This window comes from Deltaproteobacteria bacterium (assembly GCA_003696105.1).
Lineage (GTDB): Bacteria > Myxococcota_A > Polyangia > Haliangiales > J016 > J016.
This window is the reverse complement of record RFGE01000310.1, coordinates 1-18362: the sequence shown is the minus strand read 5'-3', so window position 1 is coordinate 18362 and position 18362 is coordinate 1. Positions and strand designations below refer to the sequence as shown.

Below are 18362 nucleotides of genomic sequence, written 5' to 3'. Positions count from 1 at the left end.
GTCGTCGCGCGGGGCGCCGGCCGCGGCGCGCGCGGGGCTCAGTCGTCGCGCGCGGCGCGCGCGGCGGTCGCGCCGCGTCCGTCGGTCGCGGTCGCGCGCCCGTCGCCGCCGGCGTCCACGGCCTCGATCTGGGGGACCGTGTCGGACTGGGCGAGTTCTGCGACGGCGTCGTCCTCGTCCCCGCCGCCGGTATCGCCGCGGCCGCGGTCGTTCGCGGCCGCGATCGGCGCGATCGTGTCCGTCTTCACCTCGCCGTCGCCGCCTTCGTCGCCCGCGTCCGCGTCGTCGGCGTCCGGACGTTCGATGACCTCGGTCTTGATCTCGTCGTCGTCGTCGTCGAACGCGGCCGACGGCACCACCCCGGCGGCCGCACCCGCGGGGGCGACGGCGGCCGGAAACGGCGGCGGAGTCGCCACGTGTTGCCGCGCGTCGTCGAGGTCGCGCGTCGTCTTGCGCAGTCGCTGGGCGAGCACCTGGACGAAGCTCCACAGCAGCTTCACCGACAGGCTCGGCTCCTTCTTGATGATCTCGTAGAAGTCCTTGCGGCGGATCGCGAGCAGGCGGCTTGCCGATGTCGCGGTGGCGCTCAGCGACCGCGGGCTCCGGTCGACCAGCGCCATCTCGCCGAAGTGCTGTCCCTTGCCGAGGGTCGCGATGGACGTGTCGCCCTTGTGAAGCCGCACGTCTCCGTCGAGCACCACGTACATCGTCTCGCCGGGGTCGCCCTCGCGGATGATCGACTCGCCCGGTTTGAACGACACGGTGTCGGTGATGTTCATCACCCGGACGAGTTCCTTGTAGCTCAGGTAGCGGAACAGCGGCATCGCCTTGAGCACCTCGAGCTTGAGCGACAGATCTTGCGCGCGCAGGTCGAAGGCGTCGGCCCCCTCGTCGGACACGCGGACGACGATCGTCGTGATGTTGTCGTGGCCGCCGCCGGCGTTCGCCAGGTCGATGAGCGCGCGCGGGACGTCGCGCAACTTGGGGCGGTCCAGCAGCGCCGGCAGTTCGCCGTCCTCAAGGTATACGTACAGGCCGTCCGAACACAGCAGGAATTCGTCGCCCGGGAAGATGTCGAAGTCGAACGTGTCGACCTCGACCGACGGGTAGACGCCGACCGCGCGCGTGACGGCGTTCTTGAACTGCTTGTACGGCGAGTTGTCGATCTCGCCCGGCTTGATCTTGCCGCGCTTGACCAGCTCGTTCATCAGCGAGTGGTCCTCGGTGAGCTGGTGCGTCTGATTCTGGCGGACGAGGTAGATCCGGCTGTCGCCGACGTGCGCGATGAACCCGCGCGGGTTCTCCGGGCCGTCGACGATGAGCAGCACGGACACCGTCGTTCCCATGCCGCGCTTGTCCTGCTCGGCCTGGGCGCGCGCGTACACGGCGCTGCACGCCGACTGCACCGCGTGCTCGAGCATCTGGAGGATCTCGACGGCCTGCACGTCGCCGTCACCCTTGGCGAACCGGTCGAGCAGGTCGCGGTTTTCGTGCACCGCATCGCGCAGCGTGTGGACGGTGATCGACGACGCGACTTCACCCGCCGCGTGCCCGCCCATGCCGTCGGCGACGATGAACAGCTGAAGCTTCTTGTCGACGAGGAAGTTGTCCTCGTTGTGGTCGCGCTGACGGCCGACGTCAGTCGCAGCTGCGAACAGAAGCTCCATCGCTCCTTCTCGATTCAGTAGACCACGGCGCGCGTCGGGCGGTCAACGCGACAGAGGCGTAAACGGTAAGGTTTTCGCCGTGATACACGTCAGTTCGCCGCGCCGCCGGCCGGGGGCGGCGCCCGGTTCGACAGCGCGTCGAGCACGCCGCGGCGCAGCCAGCCGGCCCGTTCGAGCACCCCCGGGCGCAACGCGTCGGCCACGATCGCGGCCAGCTCGTCCGGATGGCGCATGCCGACGTACACGCGCCGGCCGGCGACGAGTGTCGGGGAATACACGACGCCCGCCGCGTGCGCGTCGCGCAGCGCCCGGTCGACGTCGCCGGCATGGCGGCCGTCCTGCACGCATCGGCGCAGCGCGTCGATGGCGACGCCGGCGGCCTCGGCGTGGGCCTCGAGGTCGGCGTCGCCGAGCTGGCTGGGGCGGAACACCGCGAACAGCTGATCGACGAACGCCCAGAACTTTCCCTGGTCGCCCGCGCACAGCGCCGTCTCGAAGGCGCGGCGCGCATCGGGATGGACCTCGTCGTCGAACAGCGGCCACAGCGCGACGCGCACCGCGTCGGGATACAGGGCGCGAACGCGATCGATGCGGCGCAACAGCTCGCGGCAGTTGCCCGACTGGAGGCTGCAAAACACCGCGAGCACCGCCGGCGCATCGACCGGGCCGCGGGTCGGCACGCGGTCGAGCGCGAGCGCGCGCGCGAGCAACTGCGGCGGCTCGACCGGCGGCGGGTCCACGGCCGCGGTCGGGTCGACGTTGCCGGGCAGGCCGAGCGGCGGCGGCCGCGCGGCGTCGGCGCGCCGCACGAGTTCGTCGAACACGGCGGCGACCGGAACGCCGTCGTCGAGCAGCGCGCGCGCGTCGGCGTACGCGGCGTCGTAGGCGTCCTCGAGCTCCTCGAGGACCGTAATGGCGCGGGCGGCCAACACGCCGTTGAACGCGAGGCGCCGCCCGGTGTTGCCGCGGCGTCGCTGCCGCGCGCGCGCGGCGTCGGCTCGGGCGCGGTGTGTGCCGCGATCGAGGGCGCGATGGAGCGCGTCGACGTTCATGCCCGCCGCCTCGGCCCACCGATCGATGTCGTCAGGTCGCGGGCGCGCGCGCTGGGAGAACGCGGCGTCGGCGAATGCAAAGAACGCGCCTTGGTCGAACGCCTCGTACGCCGCCTCGCTGTAGCGGTTTCCGACGATGTGAAACTCGATGCGCGCACGCCGCGGGTGGCGCGCGTGAAGTTGTTTGAGCAACCAATAGAGCGTGATGCTCTGGCGCTCGCCGGCGAAGTTGCAGAAGAACTCGATCGTGACCGGCGCGTGACGCGGCCCGAGCGACGGCACGGCGCCGCGGGGCGCGTGGACCACGACCGCGGCGGCGCCCGGGCGGCGCGGTCGCGCGCGCGCCGGCGTTGCGGCCAGCGCGGCGACGGCGGCGAGTGCGAAAGCGCGGCGCGTCACCCTTCGATCGTAGCCGATCGCGGCCGCCGCGCCCGCCGTCACAGCACGGCGCGCAGGTCGCCGAGCCAGTTGACCGCCAGCACGCGCGGCGGCTGGCGATCGTCGGCGAACGCCAGCACGGACACCGAACCGGGCGCGACCCGCACTCGATGGTAGTTCGACGGCGGCGCTCCGAGGTAGTGCGTGAGCAGCACGCGGATGATGCCGGCGTGGGTGACGACGACGATGCCGTCGCCCGACGGGCTGTCCTCCAGCGCCTGTTCGAGCGCGCCGACCGCGCGCGTGCGCACGTCGGCGAGATTCTCGCCGCCGGGAATCGTCTCGGACTCCGGATTGGCGAGAAACCGCTGGTACTCGGGGCTCGCGTCGACGTCGTCGTAGGACACGCCTTCCCATCGGCCGACGCGCAAGTCGATGAGGCGCGGATCGCGCGCGACCTGGATGCCGCAGCGGCGGCCAATCGCCTCGGCAGTCTGGACCGCGCGGACCAGCGGGCTCGACACGACGTCCGCGATCGGCACGGCGGCCAGCGCGTCGGCGATCGCCTCGGCCTGGCGACGGCCTTCGTCGTTGAGCGGGATGTCGCGATGGCCGAGGACCTTGCGGTGTGCGTGCCAGTCGGTGATCCCGTGACGGACCAAAAACACCAGCGTCTCCACGGACACCGACGGTACCACGGCGGTACACTGATCGGCAGGTTGGGCGAGTCGAGACGATCTGCGCGCCACCGCGTCGGCCTGGCCGTGCGGTACGCGGCCGCGAGTGAGTTCGTGCGCGAGTACGCCGAGAACATCAGCCGGGGAGGGCTGTTCATTCCCGACGCGCACCACTTGACACCACTGACCGACGTCGAGGTCGAGATCGACCTGCCGGGGCAGGGGCGCTACACGGTCAAAGGGGTAGTGGCCCACGTGCTCGACGCGGATCTCGCGGCGCGCTGCCGGCGGCGCCCGGGAGCGGGGATCGAAATCCGGAAGGCACCGAAAGGGTTTCGCGAGGCGCTCGACGAGTACCTGGTGAAGCTCGGCAGCCGGCGCGATTTCTGCGTGTTGGTCGGCGACCCGGCGTGCGCGAAGGCTGTGGCCGACGCCGGCTATGACGTCGCCGCCGCGCCGCCGCCGGAGGACCTCGCGCGCGCGTTCGTCGAGGCGGACCACCGCATCATTGCGTGCGTCGTGCCGCGCGCTCGGTCGCTCGCGTACCGGCAGGCCGCCGCCGCGCTCGGCGCCGGCGACATCGTCGTCGACATGGACAGCCCCGCCGAACTCGACCGCGTGCTCGAGCGCCTCGACGCCGAACTCCTGTAGCCAGCGGGTTCCACTCCGGCGCGGTTGACCCGCGCGCGCCGCGCGGTGCTAGGCTACCTGCGCCATGGACCTGTCGTTCACACGAGAACACATCGCGTTCCGCGACGAGGTGCGCGCGTGGATTCAGCAGGCGATGCCGCCGGCGATTCGCGCCAAGGCGGCCGTCGGCGCGAGCTTCGACATGGACGAGGTCATGCAGTGGCACCGCATCCTCTACGAAAAGGGCTGGGTCGCGCCGCATTGGCCGAAGGAGTACGGCGGCACCGGATGGGATGCGACGCGGCGGTTTCTGTTTCGCGAAGAACTCGAGATGTCCGGGGCGCCGAACCTGAGCCCGTTCGGCCTGTCGATGGTCGGCCCGCTGCTCATCCAGTTCGGCAGCGACGCGCAAAAGGCGCGGTTTCTGCCGAAGATCCTGTCGGGGGAGGAGGTCTGGTGTCAGGGGTACTCGGAGCCGAACGCCGGCAGCGACCTGGCGTCGCTGCAGTGTCGCGCCGACGACGACGGCGCCGGCCACTTCGTCGTCAACGGACAGAAGACGTGGACTACCTACGCGCAGTACGCCGACTGGATCTTCTGCCTAGTGCGCACCGACTCGTCGGGCAAGAAGCAAGAGGGGATCAGCTTTCTGCTCATCGACATGAAGTCGCCGGGCGTCGAGGTGCGGCCGATGCTCACCATCGCCGGCACGCCCGCGTTTTGCGAGACGTTCTTCGACAACGTGGTGGTGCCGAAGGAGAACCTGGTCGGGCCGCTGCACGGCGGCTGGACCCTGGCGAAGGCGCTGCTCGGCCATGAGCGCACGCTGATCGCGGCGGTCGGCGATTCGCGCCGCATGATCCGCAAGGTCAAGCGGATCGCGGCGCGCACGATGGCGGGCGGGCGCCGGTTGCTCGACGACCCCGGCTACCGCGCGCGCATCGCGCGGCTGGAGGTCAAACTGCGCGGCCTGCAGATGGCGAACTACCGGGCGCTGGCGGGGGCGCAGCTCGGCCGCGCGCCCGGGCCGGAGTCGTCCATCCTCAAGATCCGCGGCTCGGAGATCCTGCAGGAGGCCTACGTGCTGGCGATGGAGGTGATGGGCCACAACTCGCTGTCGTGGTTCAACGAGCCGGGGGTCGTATCCGACGAGGAGCAGCCCGTTGCGCCCGGATTCAACTACGCGCGGGCGACGACGATCTACGGCGGAACCAACGAGATCCAGAGAAACGTGATCGCCAAACTGATTTTGGGGCTGCCCACGCGATAGAGGCGCGCCGTGAACTTCGATCTCACCGACGACCAAAAGATGCTGCGCGACACGGCGGCCGCCTTCGCCAAGAAGGAGTCGCCCGTGGCGCGCAAGCGCAAGATGATGGCCAGCGAAGCCGGCTTCGACCGGGACGTGTGGCGCCAGATGGGCGAACTCGGCTGGCTCGGCATCCTGTTTCCCGAAGCCGTCGGCGGCTACGGCGGCACGATGGTGGACGCCGCGCTCGTGCTCGAGCAGTTCGCGGCGACGCTCGTTCCGGAGCCGTACCTCGCGTCGGCGGTGCTCGCGGGAACAGCCGTGTTGGCCGCCGGGGACGCCGAGCAGCAGCGGCGATGGCTCGAGCCGCTGTGTGCGGGAGACAGCGTGGTCGCGCTGGCGTGGGCCGAGCGCGACGGCCGGTTCGACCCGACCGCGGTGACCACGGTGGCCGAGCGCGCTGGCGGCGACTGGACGCTCGCGGGGCAGAAGGTGTGGGTGCTCGCCGGCCACGCGGCGGACGTGCTGATCGTGTCCGCTCGGTGTCCGGACGGAATCGCGCTGTTCTCGGTCGATCGGGGGGCTGACGGGTTGACGGTACGACCTGTGCAGACGATGGACGGCAATCGGGCGGCGATGGTGCGGCTCGACGGCGTGCGCGTCGCCGACGACCGGCGGCTCGGTGACCCCGGGGAGGCAGCCGAGCGCGCGCTGGCGACCGCGCTCGACTGGGCGGCGGCCGGCGCGTGTGCCGAGGGAGTCGGCGTGTGCCAGGCCGTCCTCGACATGACCGTGGACTATCTGAAGACCCGCGAGCAGTTTGGCGTCAAGATCGGCGCGTTCCAGGCGCTGCAACACCGCGCGGTCGACATGTTCATCGAGACCGAGCTGTGCCGTTCCCACGCCATCGAGGCGGCGATCCGCTGCAGCGACGGCTCGGACCCGGACGTGCGCGCCGGCGCCGTGTCGGCCGCGAAAGTACAGCTCGCGACCGGCGGCAAGTTCGTCAGTCAGCAGGGCATTCAACTTCACGGCGGCATCGCGATCACCGAGGAACACGACATCGGGCTGTACTTCAAGCGGATGCACGTGCTCAACACGCTGTTCGGCGACGAGGAGCACCACGTCGCGCGGTTTGCGGCACTGCCGTCGTTCGTCGAGGGGATCGAGGCGTGAGCGCCGTGTCCGCCGTCATTCCGCTTCTGCCGATCAAGCCGCAGTACTTCGGCTTCCTCAACACGTTCGGCATTCTCGTCGCGATCGGAGTGCTGGTCGCGGCACACCTCATCCGCAACTTTGCCGACCGGGAGGGGCTCGACGAGGATGTCATCCAGTCGGCGATCGTGTGGGCCGTGTCCGTCGGCTTCGTCACGTCGCACGTGTTCGACGTCCTGTTCTACCAACCCGGCGCGATCCAGCGCGATCCGCTGATCCTGCTCAAGTTCTGGCAGGGGATCTCGTCGGTGGGCGGGATGATCGGCGGTACGCTCGGGTTTCTGTGGTGCATTCGCCGCATCAACAAGCGAGACGGTACGCACCACTCGGCGCTGCGCTACGCGGATGCGATGGCGGTCGGGGTCGTGCCCGGCTGGATCTTCGGCCGGCTCGGCTGCACGCTCGTGCACGACCACCCGGGCAAGCAGAGCGACTTTGTTCTCGCGATGGTGTTCCCGGACGGCGTCGCGCGCCACGACCTCGGGTTTTACGAGTTCTTGTGGTTGCTCGTGATCGGCGCGGTCGTCTGGGCGCTCGTGCGGTGGAGGAATCGGCCGACGGGGGTCATCGTCGCGACCGCGCCGCTGATGTACGGGCCGGTGCGGTTCTTCTTCGACTTTCTCCGAGTCGACAGGGCACACGGCGGTGACACGCGGTACTTCGGCCTCACACCGGCGCACTACGTATCGGTCGCGATCACGATCGTCGGCGTGGCGCTCATGGTGTACGCGGTCAAGCGGCGCGGCACGACGTCCGCTGGCGCTGGGACGGCGGCCGACGCGGAGGGGGGGCGCGCGGCCGGCGGGGGCGGCCGCGCCAAGGCGCCGGCTCGCAAGGCGCGGCGGCGCAACCGGTAGCGCGCGTCAGCGGCCGCGCCGCGCCTGCATCTCGGCGGCGATCGCAGCGCGCGCGGCGGCGTCGAGGTGAGCGCGTGCCGCCGGAAACAGCAGGGTCTCCTCGGTCTCGATGTGCTTGGCGTACACCTGCGCCAGCGTCATCGCGATATCCGACAGCTCCGCAACCGTGGCCGCCGACAGCGGCCGATCGCATGACGCGGCGATGTCCGCGAGCTGATTGTGCAGCGTCTCGTGCGCGCGGTGTTCGACGGCGAGACGATCGAGCAGCGCCGCCAGGTCCGCGCCGGCGTCGGCAAGTCGCGGAAACAGCGATTGCTCCTCGTCCTGTTCGTGGCGCACCGCGGCGCGCGTCAGAAACTCGGACACGGCGACGACGGCGCGACGCGCGCCCGCGTCGGCCGGATCGTCGTTCAGTACGGCGGCGGCCCCGAGCAGCGTGTCGAGTTGCTGCTGCAACCGCTCGTGCGAGCGTTCGAGCATGGCGAACGGGTCGCTGCGATCCTTGTGGCGGCGCGGTTTGAACGACATGGGCGCGACGATACCCGCTGGGCCGCCGCCCGGCTATCGTCGCGGGCGGTCGGCGCGCGGCGTCCGCGCGGCAGTGGCCGGCCGGTGCGGCTGCCGCCGGCCGACCGGCGGATCGACCGGCAGCGCGACGGCGCCCGCGGTAAACGGCGCCTCGAGGCGCGACGTGATCACGTGGCGCATGCGCACCAACCACTCTCCGACGTCGGCGAGGATGCGCTCGGCGGCGTGCGTGTCGCCGGCCGAGGCTGCCCGGCCGAGGCGCACGCCGAAGTCGGCCACGGCCGCGGCGACCTCGTCGCGGTGCGGCTCCCGAACGATCGCATAGACGGCGCGCAGCGCGCGGAGCGCCCGCTGGAGGTCGGCTGGCTGCATAACTGAACATGTGAACAGTATCCGGTCGGACTCCGTCCGTCAAGTCCGGCGCTCGGCGCGGCGGGCGAGGTCGATGGACGCCACGACGAGCGCCATTCCGGCGGCATGTCGCCAGCCGAGCGTCTCGCCGAGCACGAGGTGCCCCCATATCCCGACGAGAATGGGCAAGCCTGACAGGATCAACGCGGCGAGCGCGGCCGACACCCGGCGGTGGGCCCAGTTCACCAGCAGGTGGCAGTTGCCCGAGCCGAGGGCGAGCACCAGCAGGTAGCCCAATTGGCGGCCGCGCGGCGGCGACAGATCGGGCGCGGTGGCGGCCGCGACCGGCGCGACGACGCACAGCGCGATCGCCAGCGTCGCGGCGGTGAGCGTGAGCGTCGGCGCGCCGTCGACGCGCGCGCGCTTCGCCGCGAGGAAATAGACGGTGACGACCGCGAGGTTGGCGATCGCCGCGAGGTCGCCGCGGACCGTGTGACTGGCCGAACCGAGGTCGGCGTGGACGACGACGGCGACGCCGGCCAGGGCGAGGGCGCTGCACGCGACCAGCGCGCGCGACACGGGCTCGCCGACCGTCCGGCGGCTGACCGCCGACACCAACAGCGGCTGGGCGGCGCCGATCAGGGCGACGACCGAGACCGACGTCCACTGCACCGACGTCACGTAGAGCATCTGGTGGACGCCGAACGCGATCCCCGACACGAGCACCGCGCCGCGCAGGCGCGGCCAGGGCGCGCGCAAGGCGGCCGCGATGGCGGTGAGGACGGCGGCGCCGATCGCGAGGCGCCACATCGCGATCACCGGCGGCGGCGCGGCGATCAGCTTCGCGAGGACGAAGCCCCAACTGAAGCCGACGAGCGCCGCGACGACGGCGGCGATGCCGGCGCCACGGCCGCGATCGACGCCCGGTGTCATCGTGGGGCCTCCGGCGCCGCGCTCCCGCTCGAGCCCGCGCCGGTCATCGCGCGTCCCGTACCCCCCACGGGGCGGACGCGAGCACCGCGTGCGCGCGCGCGCGCAGACTTTCGCGGAGCGAGCCGGCGAGCGCCTCCGCCAGCGCGCCGGCGAACTCGTTCGCGCTCGCGAAGCGATCGTCGGGATTCTTCGCGAGCGCAACCGCGAGCACGAGGTCGACCTCGGGCGGGATCGGCGCGATGCGCGACGGCTGCGGTGGCGTGTCGTAGACCACGGCGCGGAGAATCGCCGGTACGTCCCGTCCGGTGAATGCCGGGCGCCCGGTCAGGACGCGGTACGCGATCGCGCCGCAGGCGTAGATGTCGGCTCGATGGTCGACGGTGTCGCCGCGCGCTTGCTCCGGCGCCATGTAGGTCGGGGTGCCGACGATGTGCCCTTGGGTGAGGGTGCCGCCGCTGTCGCCGAGCTTGGACACGCCGAAGTCGAGAATCTTCCACACGGCGCGAGCGTCCGTCGGCCGCTGGTGCCGGAAAATGTTGCGCGGTTTCAGATCGCGGTGGACGATGCCGGACTCGTGCGCCGCGGCGAGTCCGTCCGCGAGCGCGCGCAACAGTTCGATCGTCGCATCGGCGGCCAGCCGCGGCGTGCGGCGCAGGATATCCGCGAGGGTCTCGCCGTACAGCCGCTCCATGGCCAGATAGCGCACCGGCGCCGAGGCGTCCGCCACTTCGAGCACGCGGACGACGTTCGGAACGGTCAGCGACGCGGCGATGTGCAGTTCGCGTTCGAACCGCGCGATGGCGTCCGGCTTGGCCATCGCGTCGCGGCTGAGCAGCTTGACGGCGGCCGGCTCGCCGGTGTCGATGTGCGTGGCGTCATACACCTCGCCCATCGCACCGCGGCCGATGACCGGCCCGAGCCGGAACGAGCCGATCACTTGATCCGTGAACCGGCCCGGCCCGCCGATGCGCATCGCGGCCGCGAGGTCCTGGCGCGCCTCGTTGAGCAGCGCCTCGCGGTGCGCGGCGTCGCGGACCGCCCGGTCGAGCTGCTCCATGATGGCAAACGTGTTGCGCCGAAGTCCCCGCGCCATCACGAACGCAGCGTTGAATACGAACTGCAGCGCCAGCAGCACGCCGTAGCTGGCGGCGCGGGGCAGCTCGGGAGCCCGCAGCAGCGCCACGTCATCGATGACCCTCTCGATCTGGAGCGTGGCGAGCAGCGCGTGTGCAGCGGTCGCGTGAAGGTGGATCGACAGCGCACCGCGAAAGTTTCGCCCGAGCGCAAACATGAACGTGCCGATCGGCGCGATGAGCAAAACGCCCGAGAACACGCCCCAGAAGTAGTACGCGGCCGACAGCGTCACGACGGCGACGTGCCCAAACAGCGTGACGTGCCAGGGGCGATAGCGGTCGGGATCGCGGACGATCCACAGCAAGACAGCGCAGACGGTCGCCGTCACCGCGCACATCCCCGCGTGCAGGCGGGTCGCGAGCGGATCGCCCGGCAACGCGATCAACAGCGGGATGAGCGCCGCGGTGAGAACCCCGATGAACGCGAAAAACACCCGCATGCGCTGCACCTCGTCGGCGTGCAGCGCCTGCTCGGGCGTGGCCACGGCACCGCTTTCCGTCCGCCGCTCGGTAGCTCCGGTGGCGGTGCCGGCACCGGGGGCGGCGGTGGCCGGCGACGCGGCCGGTGGGCGGCACGCGGCCGTGGTCGCCGTCGACTGGGCGTCGGCGTCGGAAGGTGATCGGGGCTCGTACACCGGGGTCGCTGCGGGGTGGCGCGCTAGGGTGGGACCGCACGCGCGGCGTGGCGATCCGGCTCGCGCGGGCGGACGACGTCCATCGTAGACCATCCCGCACGCGGCCGGTGACCGGATCGGTCGCGCCACGGCCGACCGGTGCCGCGGGGCGACCGGCGGGCGCCCCGCGCCCGGCGCGCCGTTGGCACCGCCACCCGGCGGGCGTCCCGCCGCGCGCGCCGTTGCGGCGGGAAACGCATCCGCCCGCGGCGCCGGACCTCCTCGCACGGGATCCCCCCCGCCGTCGGCCGCCCGCCTCGCCTGCTCCGCGGTGGGCAGCGCGATCCGCCTTCGCCGAGCCACGCACCCTCATCGGGCCGCCGATGAGCGTGCGCGACCGGCGAGTTCGGCCGGCGCACTGACCGCCCGCCGGCCTGCACGCGGAGCCGAGGCCCTCGCGCGCTGCGCTCAGTTGAGCGCTTGCAGCGTGACCTTCAGTCGCGCGGTGTCGCCGCCGTTTCGTCGAACGACGAGTTCGATCGTGTCGCCCACTTCGTGCCGGTCGAGCACGCGGTACAGGTCGGCGGTCTCGCGCACGGGCTTGCCGTCCGCCTCGACGATGACGTCGCCGAGCACATACCGGCCGTCGGGGGCACGGCCGATCCCACGCAGCCCGGCGGCCGCCGCGGCGCTGTCCTCGGGCACGCTGAGCACGAGGACGCCTTCGATTCCGTGTCGCCGCGCGTACGCGTCCTGCGCGATATGGATGCCGAGCCCCGGCTTGGTGACGCGGCCGTCCCGGATGAGCTGCGGAACGATGCGGTTGACGATGTCCACCGGCACCGCGAAGCCAATGCCGGCCGACGCGCCGGACGGGCTGTAGATGGCGGTCGTGATTCCGATCAGGCGCCCCGCGCTGTCGAGCAGGGGCCCGCCGGAGTTGCCGGGGTTGATCGCGGCGTCGGTCTGGATGACATCCTGAATGGGGCGCCCGCTGCGCGAGCGGATCTCGCGCCCGAGCCCGCTGATGACGCCCGTCGTCAGCGTCTGGTCGAACCCGAACGGGTTGCCGATGGCGAACACCTTCTGGCCGACGACCAGGTCGCTCGACGTGCCGACCGGCAGCGGCTTGAGGATGGACGGGTCCGCGTCGACGCGCAGCACGGCGATGTCCTTGTCGGGTGCGACGCCGACGAGTTCGGCGTCGAACGTGTCGCCGTTGCCGAACGTGACCTGCGCGTGCCGGGCGTTCTCGATGACGTGAAAGTTGGTGACGATGTGGCCGGCGGTGTCCCACACGAAGCCGGAGCCGGTGCCCTTGGGCAGCTCCATGACGTTGAAGTGCAGGATTCCCCGGCCGATGGTCGTGATGTGGACGACCGACGGCGCGGTCGCCTGAAACAGCTCGATCGTCGCGCGCTCGTCCTCGGCGAGGTCGCCGCGCGGGGTGATCGCGCGCGGTTCGACGCTCGGAGGCGGCGCGGTCGGCGCGGCTCGCAACACGGACCACACCAGGAGCCCGGCGACGACGAACAGCAGCGCCGACGGGATCATGTACGTGAGCGGCGACGGCCCGCGCGGCGCCGGGGACGGTGGCTGCGGGTAGGGTTCCATGTGTCCGACAAGGTAGATCGGACCCGCCGCGGTGCCAACTGTCACCCCGGCGTGCGACACTGCCCGGGCGGCGCACGTGCCGCCGTGCTGCTATCCTTCGAGTGGACGTCGGGTTCGCGCGACCGCGATCCCGGCTCCGGCGAGTCGTACCGGTCGTGGATTCCCGACAACAGCGCCTGCTGGCGATTCAGAAGCGCCTGCGCCTCGGCGCCGGCCACGTCGTCACCGACGGAGTGCTCAACGCGCTCGCGGTCGCCGCTCGCCGCCATCCGCTCGCGCGTCCGGACCGCCACAACGTCGAGGTGATCCGCAACATTCCGTACGGCGATCGCGCGATTCGCGACCACCATCTCGACATCTACCGGCCGACGCGTCACCCGGAACCGCACCCGGTCGTGTTGTATGTACACGGCGGCGGGTTCCGCATGCTGTCGAAGGACAGCCACTGGATCATGGGGCTTGCGTTCGCGCGCCAGGGGTACCTCGTGTGCAACGTCAGCTACCGGCTGGCGCCGCGGCACCCGTTTCCCGCCGCGGTCGAAGACGTGTGCGCGGCCTACGAGTGGGTATCGGAGCACGTGGCGGCGTACGGTGGCGACCGGTCCCGCCTCGTGCTCGCCGGCGAGTCGGCCGGCGCGAACCTCGTGTCGACGCTGGCGGTCGCGGCGACCTACCGCCGGCCCGAACCGTACGCCCGGCGCGTGTTCGACACCGGCCTCGTGCCGGCGGCGGTCATCCCGGCGTGCGGCCTCCTGCAAGTCACCGATCCCGAGCGATTCGCGCGCCGCCGGCGCATCCCGCTGTGGGTGACCAGCGCCATCCTCGAGGTGAGCCGCGCGTACCTGCGCGGCTACCGCCAGCCGCAGCCGGGCGTGCTGGACCTCGCCGACCCGCTGCTCGTGTTCGAGCGAGGTGCGCCGCCGGACCGGCCGCTGCCGCCGTTCTTCTTGCCGGTGGGCACGCGGGATCCGCTGCTGGACGATACCCGCCGCATGGTGCGCGCGCTGCGGGCGCTCGGCTGCGCGGCGGAGGCCGAGTACTATTCCGGCGAGATCCACGCGTTTCACGCGATGGTGTGGCGCCGCCAGGCGCGGCGGTGTTGGCGCGACATCTTCGCGTTCCTGGATCGCCACCTGCGGGCGCCGGCGCTGCGTCCGGCTGTTTTCGCGGCGCGCCGCGCCGTGTAACATCTCGACCGGGTGCGGGCGCGCAGCGCAACATCGCCGAGGTGCCGACCGCGTTGCGCGCGCAACGGCTGCGCGCTGCCGCCGGTGATCGCCCTGGTCGTGGTTGCCGCGACCGCGGTGGCGTGCGATCGCCGGTCGCCGCCGCGCTCCGGCGATCGCGGCAGCGGCGATGCGCGGCCGGCGGCGACGCCGGTCGCGACGGACTGGGCTGCCGCAGCCCGCGAGCGCATGGTGGCGGACCAACTCGTCGCACGCGGCGTCCGCAACCCGCGCGTGCTCGCCGCGATGCGCGAGGTTCCCCGACACGAGTTCGCACCGGCCGGCGGGCGCGATCATGCGTACGAGGACCACCCGATACCGATCGGGTACGACCAGACGATGAGCCAGCCGTACATCGTGGCGGTGTTGGCCGAGCTGGCCGCGCCGGAACCGGACGACAAGGTGCTCGAGGTCGGCACCGGTTCCGGCTACACGGCGGCGGTGCTGTCGCGGATGGCGGCGCGCGTCTACACGATCGAGATCGTCGCGCCGCTGGCCGAGCGCGCCGCGGCGACGCTCGCACGCCTCGGCTACGACAACGTCGACGTGCGCAGCGGCGACGGCTACGGCGGCTGGCCGGAAGCGGCGCCGTTCGACGCGATCATCGTGACGGCCGCGCCGCGCGACGTGCCGAAACCGTTGCTGGAACAACTCGCGGTCGGCGGCCGCCTGGTGGTGCCGGTCGGCGACGCATATCAGGAGTTGCGCGTGATCACGCGTACGGAGGACGGGTTCGATCAGCGCACGGTGTTTCCGGTGCGGTTCGTGCCCATGCAGGGGCGCGCTGCGGGAGCGGCGGCCGGGGAGATGCGAGATGGAGCGACAGGCGAACGGTAATCGACGGGGTGGGCGGGCTTCGCGCGCGGCGGTCGCCGTGGCGACGGCGGCGGCGGTGTGGGGGGCGCAGCCGCAGGCGGCGAGCGCGTTTTGCGGCTTCTACGTCAGCGGGGCCGACGCGGACCTGTACAACAACGCGACGATGGTCGTGTTGATGCGCGACGGCACGCGCACCGTGCTGTCGATGCAGAACAACTACCAGGGACCGCCCGAGGACTTCGCCATGGTGGTTCCGGTGCCGGTCGTGCTGCAGAAGGACAACGTCAAGACGCTCGCCGACGAGGTGTTCGACCGGGTGGACCAACTCGCGGCTCCGCGCCTGGTCGAATACTGGGAAGAGGATCCGTGCGCCCCGGAGTTGGACGACGTGGTCTTCGAGAGCGCGCGGCGGGGCGTGATGGCCCCCGAGGCGGCGGCCGCAGTCGGCTCCGGGTTCGGCGTCCGCATCGAGGCCCAGTTCAAGGTCGGCGAGTACGACATCGTCATCTTGAGCGCGCGCGACTCCACCGGGCTCGATACGTGGCTGCGCCGCGAGGGCTACAAGATCCCGCCGAACAGCGAGCCGCTGCTGAGGCCGTACGTCGCCGGCGGCTGGAAGTTCTTCGTCGCCAAGGTCGACGTCGACAAGGTCCGGTTCAAAGACGGCCAGGCGATGCTGTCGCCGTTGCGATTTCACTACGACAGCGACGAGTTTCGCCTGCCGGTGCGGCTGGGCCTGGTCAACTCGGCCGGGACGCAGGATCTGATCGTTCACATCCTCGCGCGCGGCACGCGCTACGAGGTCGCCAATTACAAGAACGTCACGATCCCGACCAACATCGACGTCGACGACACCGTGCGCAAGCGGTTCGGCGAATTCTACGCGGCGCTGTTCGACGCCACGCTCGAAAAGAACCCGGGCGCGGTGGTGACCGAATACGCGTGGGACGCCGGGAGCTGCGACCCGTGCCCGACGCCGGCGCTCACCGCGTCGGAGTTGGCGACCCTCGGCGGCGACGTGATCCCGGGCGGGACGTCGCCGTGGGAGTTCGTCGTGACGCGCCTGCACGCGCGCTATGGCAAGGACTCGCTGGGCGAGGACCTCGTGTTCAAGCAGGCGCCGCCGATCGCGGGCGGCCGCGAGTGGCGCACCGGCCCGGATGGCACGCTGGAGAAGGGCGCGACGCCGGCGCCACGCAACAATTTCCAGGCTCGCTACGCGATCCGCCACCGGTGGACGGGGCCGATCGAGTGCGAACACCCGGTGCGCGGCCGGTGGGGCGGACCGCCGGCGGGCGTGGATGGTCCCGCGCAGCCCCGCGCGGCGCGTGACCTGGCGTTCGTGCCGCGCGGCGGCGTGCAGCTCGCGTCGCTCGTGCGCGAAGACGTGCCGGAGATCGGCCTGCGACGGGCCGCGGCGGCAGCGGGCGGCGGGGCAGCCGCCGCGGGCGGGGCGGCGGCCGGCGGCGACGAGGCGAGCCGCGGCGACAAGGCGGCGGCGGGCGGCGCGGCAGCGGCGGGCGGCGACGGGACCGCGCGCAAGCGGCGGGCGTGCGGCTGCGCGTCGTCCGACGGCGCGGGCGGGAGCGCGGCGCTCCTGGCGGTGGTCGCCGCGGCGCTCGTCGGGCGGCGGCGCCGGACGGCGCGGCACCGGTGACCGCGGCGCGCGGCGGGACGGCGGGCGCCGCGGTTGCGATGGCCGTCGCGGCGCTCGCGTGTGCGTGCGGCGACGGCCGTGCGGCGCGGGCGGCGGACGCCGCCGCGGATTCCGGCAGCCACCGCGCGCCGGACGGCGCGGACCGCGCGACCGGCGCCGGCCGCGCGGCCCCCGGCGCGGCGCGCGCCGCCGGCGACGCGCGCACGTCCGCCGGCGCGGGCGCCGCCCGACTCGTGCTCCCCGCGCCGGCTGGCCCGCTGGCGCCGGCGCGCGCGATCATTCCGCCGTCGCGCACGGGGGCGGACCTGGCCGACATCGATCGCTGCGGCGGGTGCCACGCGGACATCGCGCGCCAGTGGTCCGCGAGCGCCCATGCGTCCGCGTCCGTCGCGAACAATCCGATCTACCGCGCATCGGTCGACGCGTTCGGGCGAGCGACCGGCGCCCGCGCGGTCCGCGTGTGCGCCGGCTGCCACGACGCGGCGCTGCTGGCCGACGGCGTCGACGTGGCCGGCGCGTCGCCGGCGGACCCGCGCGCCGCAGCGGGCGTGAGCTGCGCGGTGTGCCACGGCGTCGTCCGGGTCACGGCCGACGGCAACGGCAGCTACACGCTGGCCGAGGCGCCGATCCCGCTGCCGCGGGCCGGCGATCCCGAATCCGTGCAGCGGCATCGAAGCGCGGCCGCACCGGCCGTCCTGCGGTCCGCGGCGCTGTGCGGTGCGTGCCATCGCGGCTTTCTCGCTGCGGACACCGGCCACGGCGACTTTTTGCCCGGCATGGACGAACTGGGCGCGTGGCGGCGATCGGCCTACGCCGGCAGCGGCGTCGATCGCGTCGACGCGGTCGAGCCGCGCGATTGCATCGGCTGTCACATGCCGCGGGTCGACGCGCCCGCCGATCCGGCGGCGGACGCGCGCGGGCAGGTGGCGTCGCACCGGTTCGCGGGCGGACACAGTTGGCTGGCGGCCATGATCGGCGATCCGGACCAGCAGGCGGCGATCGATGCGCAGCTCCGCGGCGCGGCGAGCGTGTTCGTCTCGGCCGTCGTCGACGCGCGCGGCCGGCGGTGGCTTCCCGCCGAGGCGGCGCCGATCGCGCCGGGCGACGCGATCGAGGTCGACGTGGTCGTGCGCAACGATCGCGTGGGCCATCGCTTTCCGGGCGGCACGCGCGACGCGCAGGACACGTGGATCGAGCTGCGCGTCGTCGACGCACGCGGGCGCACGATCGGCGCCTCCGGGACGCGGTGGGGGGACGGCCGCGGCGACGCGCACGTGCTCGCGGCCCGCGCGGTCGACGACCGGGGGCGGCCGGCCGTCGCGCGCGACGTGCACCGGTTTCGCGCGGTCGCGTACGATCACACGGTGCCGCCGCGCGCGGCGCGGCTCGCGCGCTTCCGGGTGGATGTGCCCGCGACGGCGGTCCTGCCGCTGCGCGTCGCCGTCCGGCTGCGCCACCGCAGCCGCGCGCTCGCCGTCCAGCGCGCGGCCTGCCGCGCGTGGCGGCGCGGCCGCGCGCGGCCGGGGGCGGGCGCGGCGGTCGACCCGTGCGCTCCCCAGCCGATCACCGACATCGCGCGAGCCGAAGCCGTGGTCGGCGGGCCCGGCGCGGGGGGCGCGGCCGCGGTCGACGCGCGGCGCGCCTACGACGACGGCCGAGCATGGCTGGCGGCGCGCCAGGACGACGCCGCGGCCGGGGCCGACGGCCTCGAGCGGGCGTGGGCGGCGGGGGGCGGCCTGGCGGCGGCCGCGGCGGTCGCGCGCGG

16 protein-coding genes are annotated in these 18362 nt (G+C 72.6%); 8 read left to right on the top strand and 8 right to left on the bottom strand.

Going from position 1 to position 18362, the window contains the following annotated elements; translation table 11 throughout:
* Positions 1-38 precede the first annotated feature (38 nt).
* The 3 genes from D6689_19640 to D6689_19630 all read right to left on the bottom strand — a co-directional run bounded on the left by D6689_19640 (position 39) and on the right by D6689_19630 (position 3945).
* Positions 39-1667, bottom strand: a complete 1629-nt coding sequence (locus D6689_19640; GenBank protein ID RMH38459.1) for a phosphoprotein phosphatase — start codon at positions 1665-1667, stop codon at positions 39-41.
* Positions 1668-1756: 89 nt separating this feature from the next.
* A complete protein-coding gene (locus D6689_19635) occupies positions 1757-3118 on the bottom strand; it encodes a DsbA family protein (GenBank protein RMH38458.1) in 1362 nt (453 codons plus the stop codon).
* 38 nt (positions 3119-3156) lie between these two features.
* Positions 3157-3945 (bottom strand): histidine phosphatase family protein, encoded by a 789-nt coding sequence (locus D6689_19630; GenBank protein ID RMH38457.1) that lies wholly within the window; start codon positions 3943-3945, stop codon positions 3157-3159.
* Between D6689_19630 and D6689_19625 the strand changes: the two genes are divergently transcribed.
* The 4 genes from D6689_19625 to D6689_19610 all read left to right on the top strand — a co-directional run bounded on the left by D6689_19625 (position 3706) and on the right by D6689_19610 (position 7725).
* On the top strand, positions 3706-4425 hold the full coding sequence (locus D6689_19625) for a hypothetical protein (protein RMH38456.1): 720 nt from the start codon (positions 3706-3708) through the stop codon (positions 4423-4425). The genes D6689_19630 and D6689_19625 overlap by 240 nt on opposite strands.
* 64 nt (positions 4426-4489) lie before the next feature.
* Positions 4490-5674, top strand: a complete 1185-nt coding sequence (locus tag D6689_19620) for a pimeloyl-CoA dehydrogenase large subunit (protein RMH38455.1) — start codon at positions 4490-4492, stop codon at positions 5672-5674.
* Positions 5675-5683: 9 nt separating this feature from the next.
* Positions 5684-6829 (top strand): hypothetical protein, encoded by a 1146-nt coding sequence (locus tag D6689_19615; GenBank protein RMH38454.1) that lies wholly within the window; start codon positions 5684-5686, stop codon positions 6827-6829.
* Positions 6826-7725 (top strand): prolipoprotein diacylglyceryl transferase, encoded by a 900-nt coding sequence (locus tag D6689_19610; protein ID RMH38453.1) that lies wholly within the window; start codon positions 6826-6828, stop codon positions 7723-7725. Before D6689_19615 ends, D6689_19610 begins: the two co-directional genes overlap by 4 nt.
* A gap of 6 nt (positions 7726-7731) precedes the next feature.
* Here the strand turns inward: D6689_19610 and D6689_19605 are convergent, their stop codons facing one another.
* The 5 genes from D6689_19605 to D6689_19585 form a co-directional block, all read right to left on the bottom strand.
* On the bottom strand, positions 7732-8253 hold the full coding sequence (locus tag D6689_19605) for a hypothetical protein (GenBank protein RMH38452.1): 522 nt from the start codon (positions 8251-8253) through the stop codon (positions 7732-7734).
* 33 nt (positions 8254-8286) lie between these two features.
* Positions 8287-8625, bottom strand: a complete 339-nt coding sequence (locus D6689_19600; protein RMH38451.1) for a hypothetical protein — start codon at positions 8623-8625, stop codon at positions 8287-8289.
* A gap of 39 nt (positions 8626-8664) precedes the next feature.
* On the bottom strand, positions 8665-9537 hold the full coding sequence (locus tag D6689_19595) for a DMT family transporter (GenBank protein RMH38450.1): 873 nt from the start codon (positions 9535-9537) through the stop codon (positions 8665-8667).
* Between the two features lie 43 nt (positions 9538-9580).
* Positions 9581-11155 carry a serine/threonine protein kinase gene (locus D6689_19590; GenBank protein RMH38449.1) on the bottom strand — a complete coding sequence of 525 codons (1575 nt, stop codon included), beginning with the start codon at positions 11153-11155 and terminating at the stop codon, positions 9581-9583.
* Between the two features lie 597 nt (positions 11156-11752).
* Positions 11753-12838 carry a PDZ domain-containing protein gene (locus D6689_19585; protein ID RMH38448.1) on the bottom strand — a complete coding sequence of 362 codons (1086 nt, stop codon included), beginning with the start codon at positions 12836-12838 and terminating at the stop codon, positions 11753-11755.
* 38 nt (positions 12839-12876) lie between these two features.
* On the opposite strand from D6689_19585, the gene D6689_19580 reads away from it, so the two are divergent.
* The 4 genes from D6689_19580 to D6689_19565 form a co-directional block, all read left to right on the top strand.
* Positions 12877-14085 carry a hypothetical protein gene (locus D6689_19580; protein ID RMH38447.1) on the top strand — a complete coding sequence of 403 codons (1209 nt, stop codon included), beginning with the start codon at positions 12877-12879 and terminating at the stop codon, positions 14083-14085.
* Between the two features lie 228 nt (positions 14086-14313).
* Positions 14314-14961: a protein-L-isoaspartate(D-aspartate) O-methyltransferase gene (locus D6689_19575; GenBank protein ID RMH38460.1), complete on the top strand. Its 648-nt coding sequence runs from the start codon at positions 14314-14316 to the stop codon at positions 14959-14961.
* Entirely contained in the window at positions 14939-16597 is a 1659-nt protein-coding gene (locus tag D6689_19570) for a DUF2330 domain-containing protein (protein RMH38446.1), read from the top strand. The genes D6689_19575 and D6689_19570 overlap by 23 nt, the downstream gene beginning before the upstream one ends.
* A partial coding sequence (locus tag D6689_19565) for a hypothetical protein (protein RMH38445.1) occupies positions 16492-18362 on the top strand: 1871 nt, incomplete at its 3' end. The genes D6689_19570 and D6689_19565, both read left to right, overlap by 106 nt.

What these genes read in the sequence shown, in the direction of transcription:
- D6689_19600 (RMH38451.1), bottom strand. Translation starts at nt 8,625, where the DNA reads ATGCAGCCAGCCGACCTCCAGCGGGCGCTCCGCGCGCTGCGCGCCGTC.
- D6689_19620 (RMH38455.1), top strand. Translation starts at nt 4,490, where the DNA reads ATGGACCTGTCGTTCACACGAGAACACATCGCGTTCCGCGACGAGGTG.
- D6689_19595 (RMH38450.1), bottom strand. Translation starts at nt 9,537, where the DNA reads ATGACACCGGGCGTCGATCGCGGCCGTGGCGCCGGCATCGCCGCCGTC.
- D6689_19575 (RMH38460.1), top strand. Translation starts at nt 14,314, where the DNA reads ATGGTGGCGGACCAACTCGTCGCACGCGGCGTCCGCAACCCGCGCGTG.
- D6689_19570 (RMH38446.1), top strand. Translation starts at nt 14,939, where the DNA reads ATGGAGCGACAGGCGAACGGTAATCGACGGGGTGGGCGGGCTTCGCGC.
- D6689_19640 (RMH38459.1), bottom strand. Translation starts at nt 1,667, where the DNA reads ATGGAGCTTCTGTTCGCAGCTGCGACTGACGTCGGCCGTCAGCGCGAC.
- D6689_19585 (RMH38448.1), bottom strand. Translation starts at nt 12,838, where the DNA reads ATGATCCCGTCGGCGCTGCTGTTCGTCGTCGCCGGGCTCCTGGTGTGG.
- D6689_19625 (RMH38456.1), top strand. Translation starts at nt 3,706, where the DNA reads ATGGCCGAGGACCTTGCGGTGTGCGTGCCAGTCGGTGATCCCGTGACG.
- D6689_19605 (RMH38452.1), bottom strand. Translation starts at nt 8,253, where the DNA reads ATGTCGTTCAAACCGCGCCGCCACAAGGATCGCAGCGACCCGTTCGCC.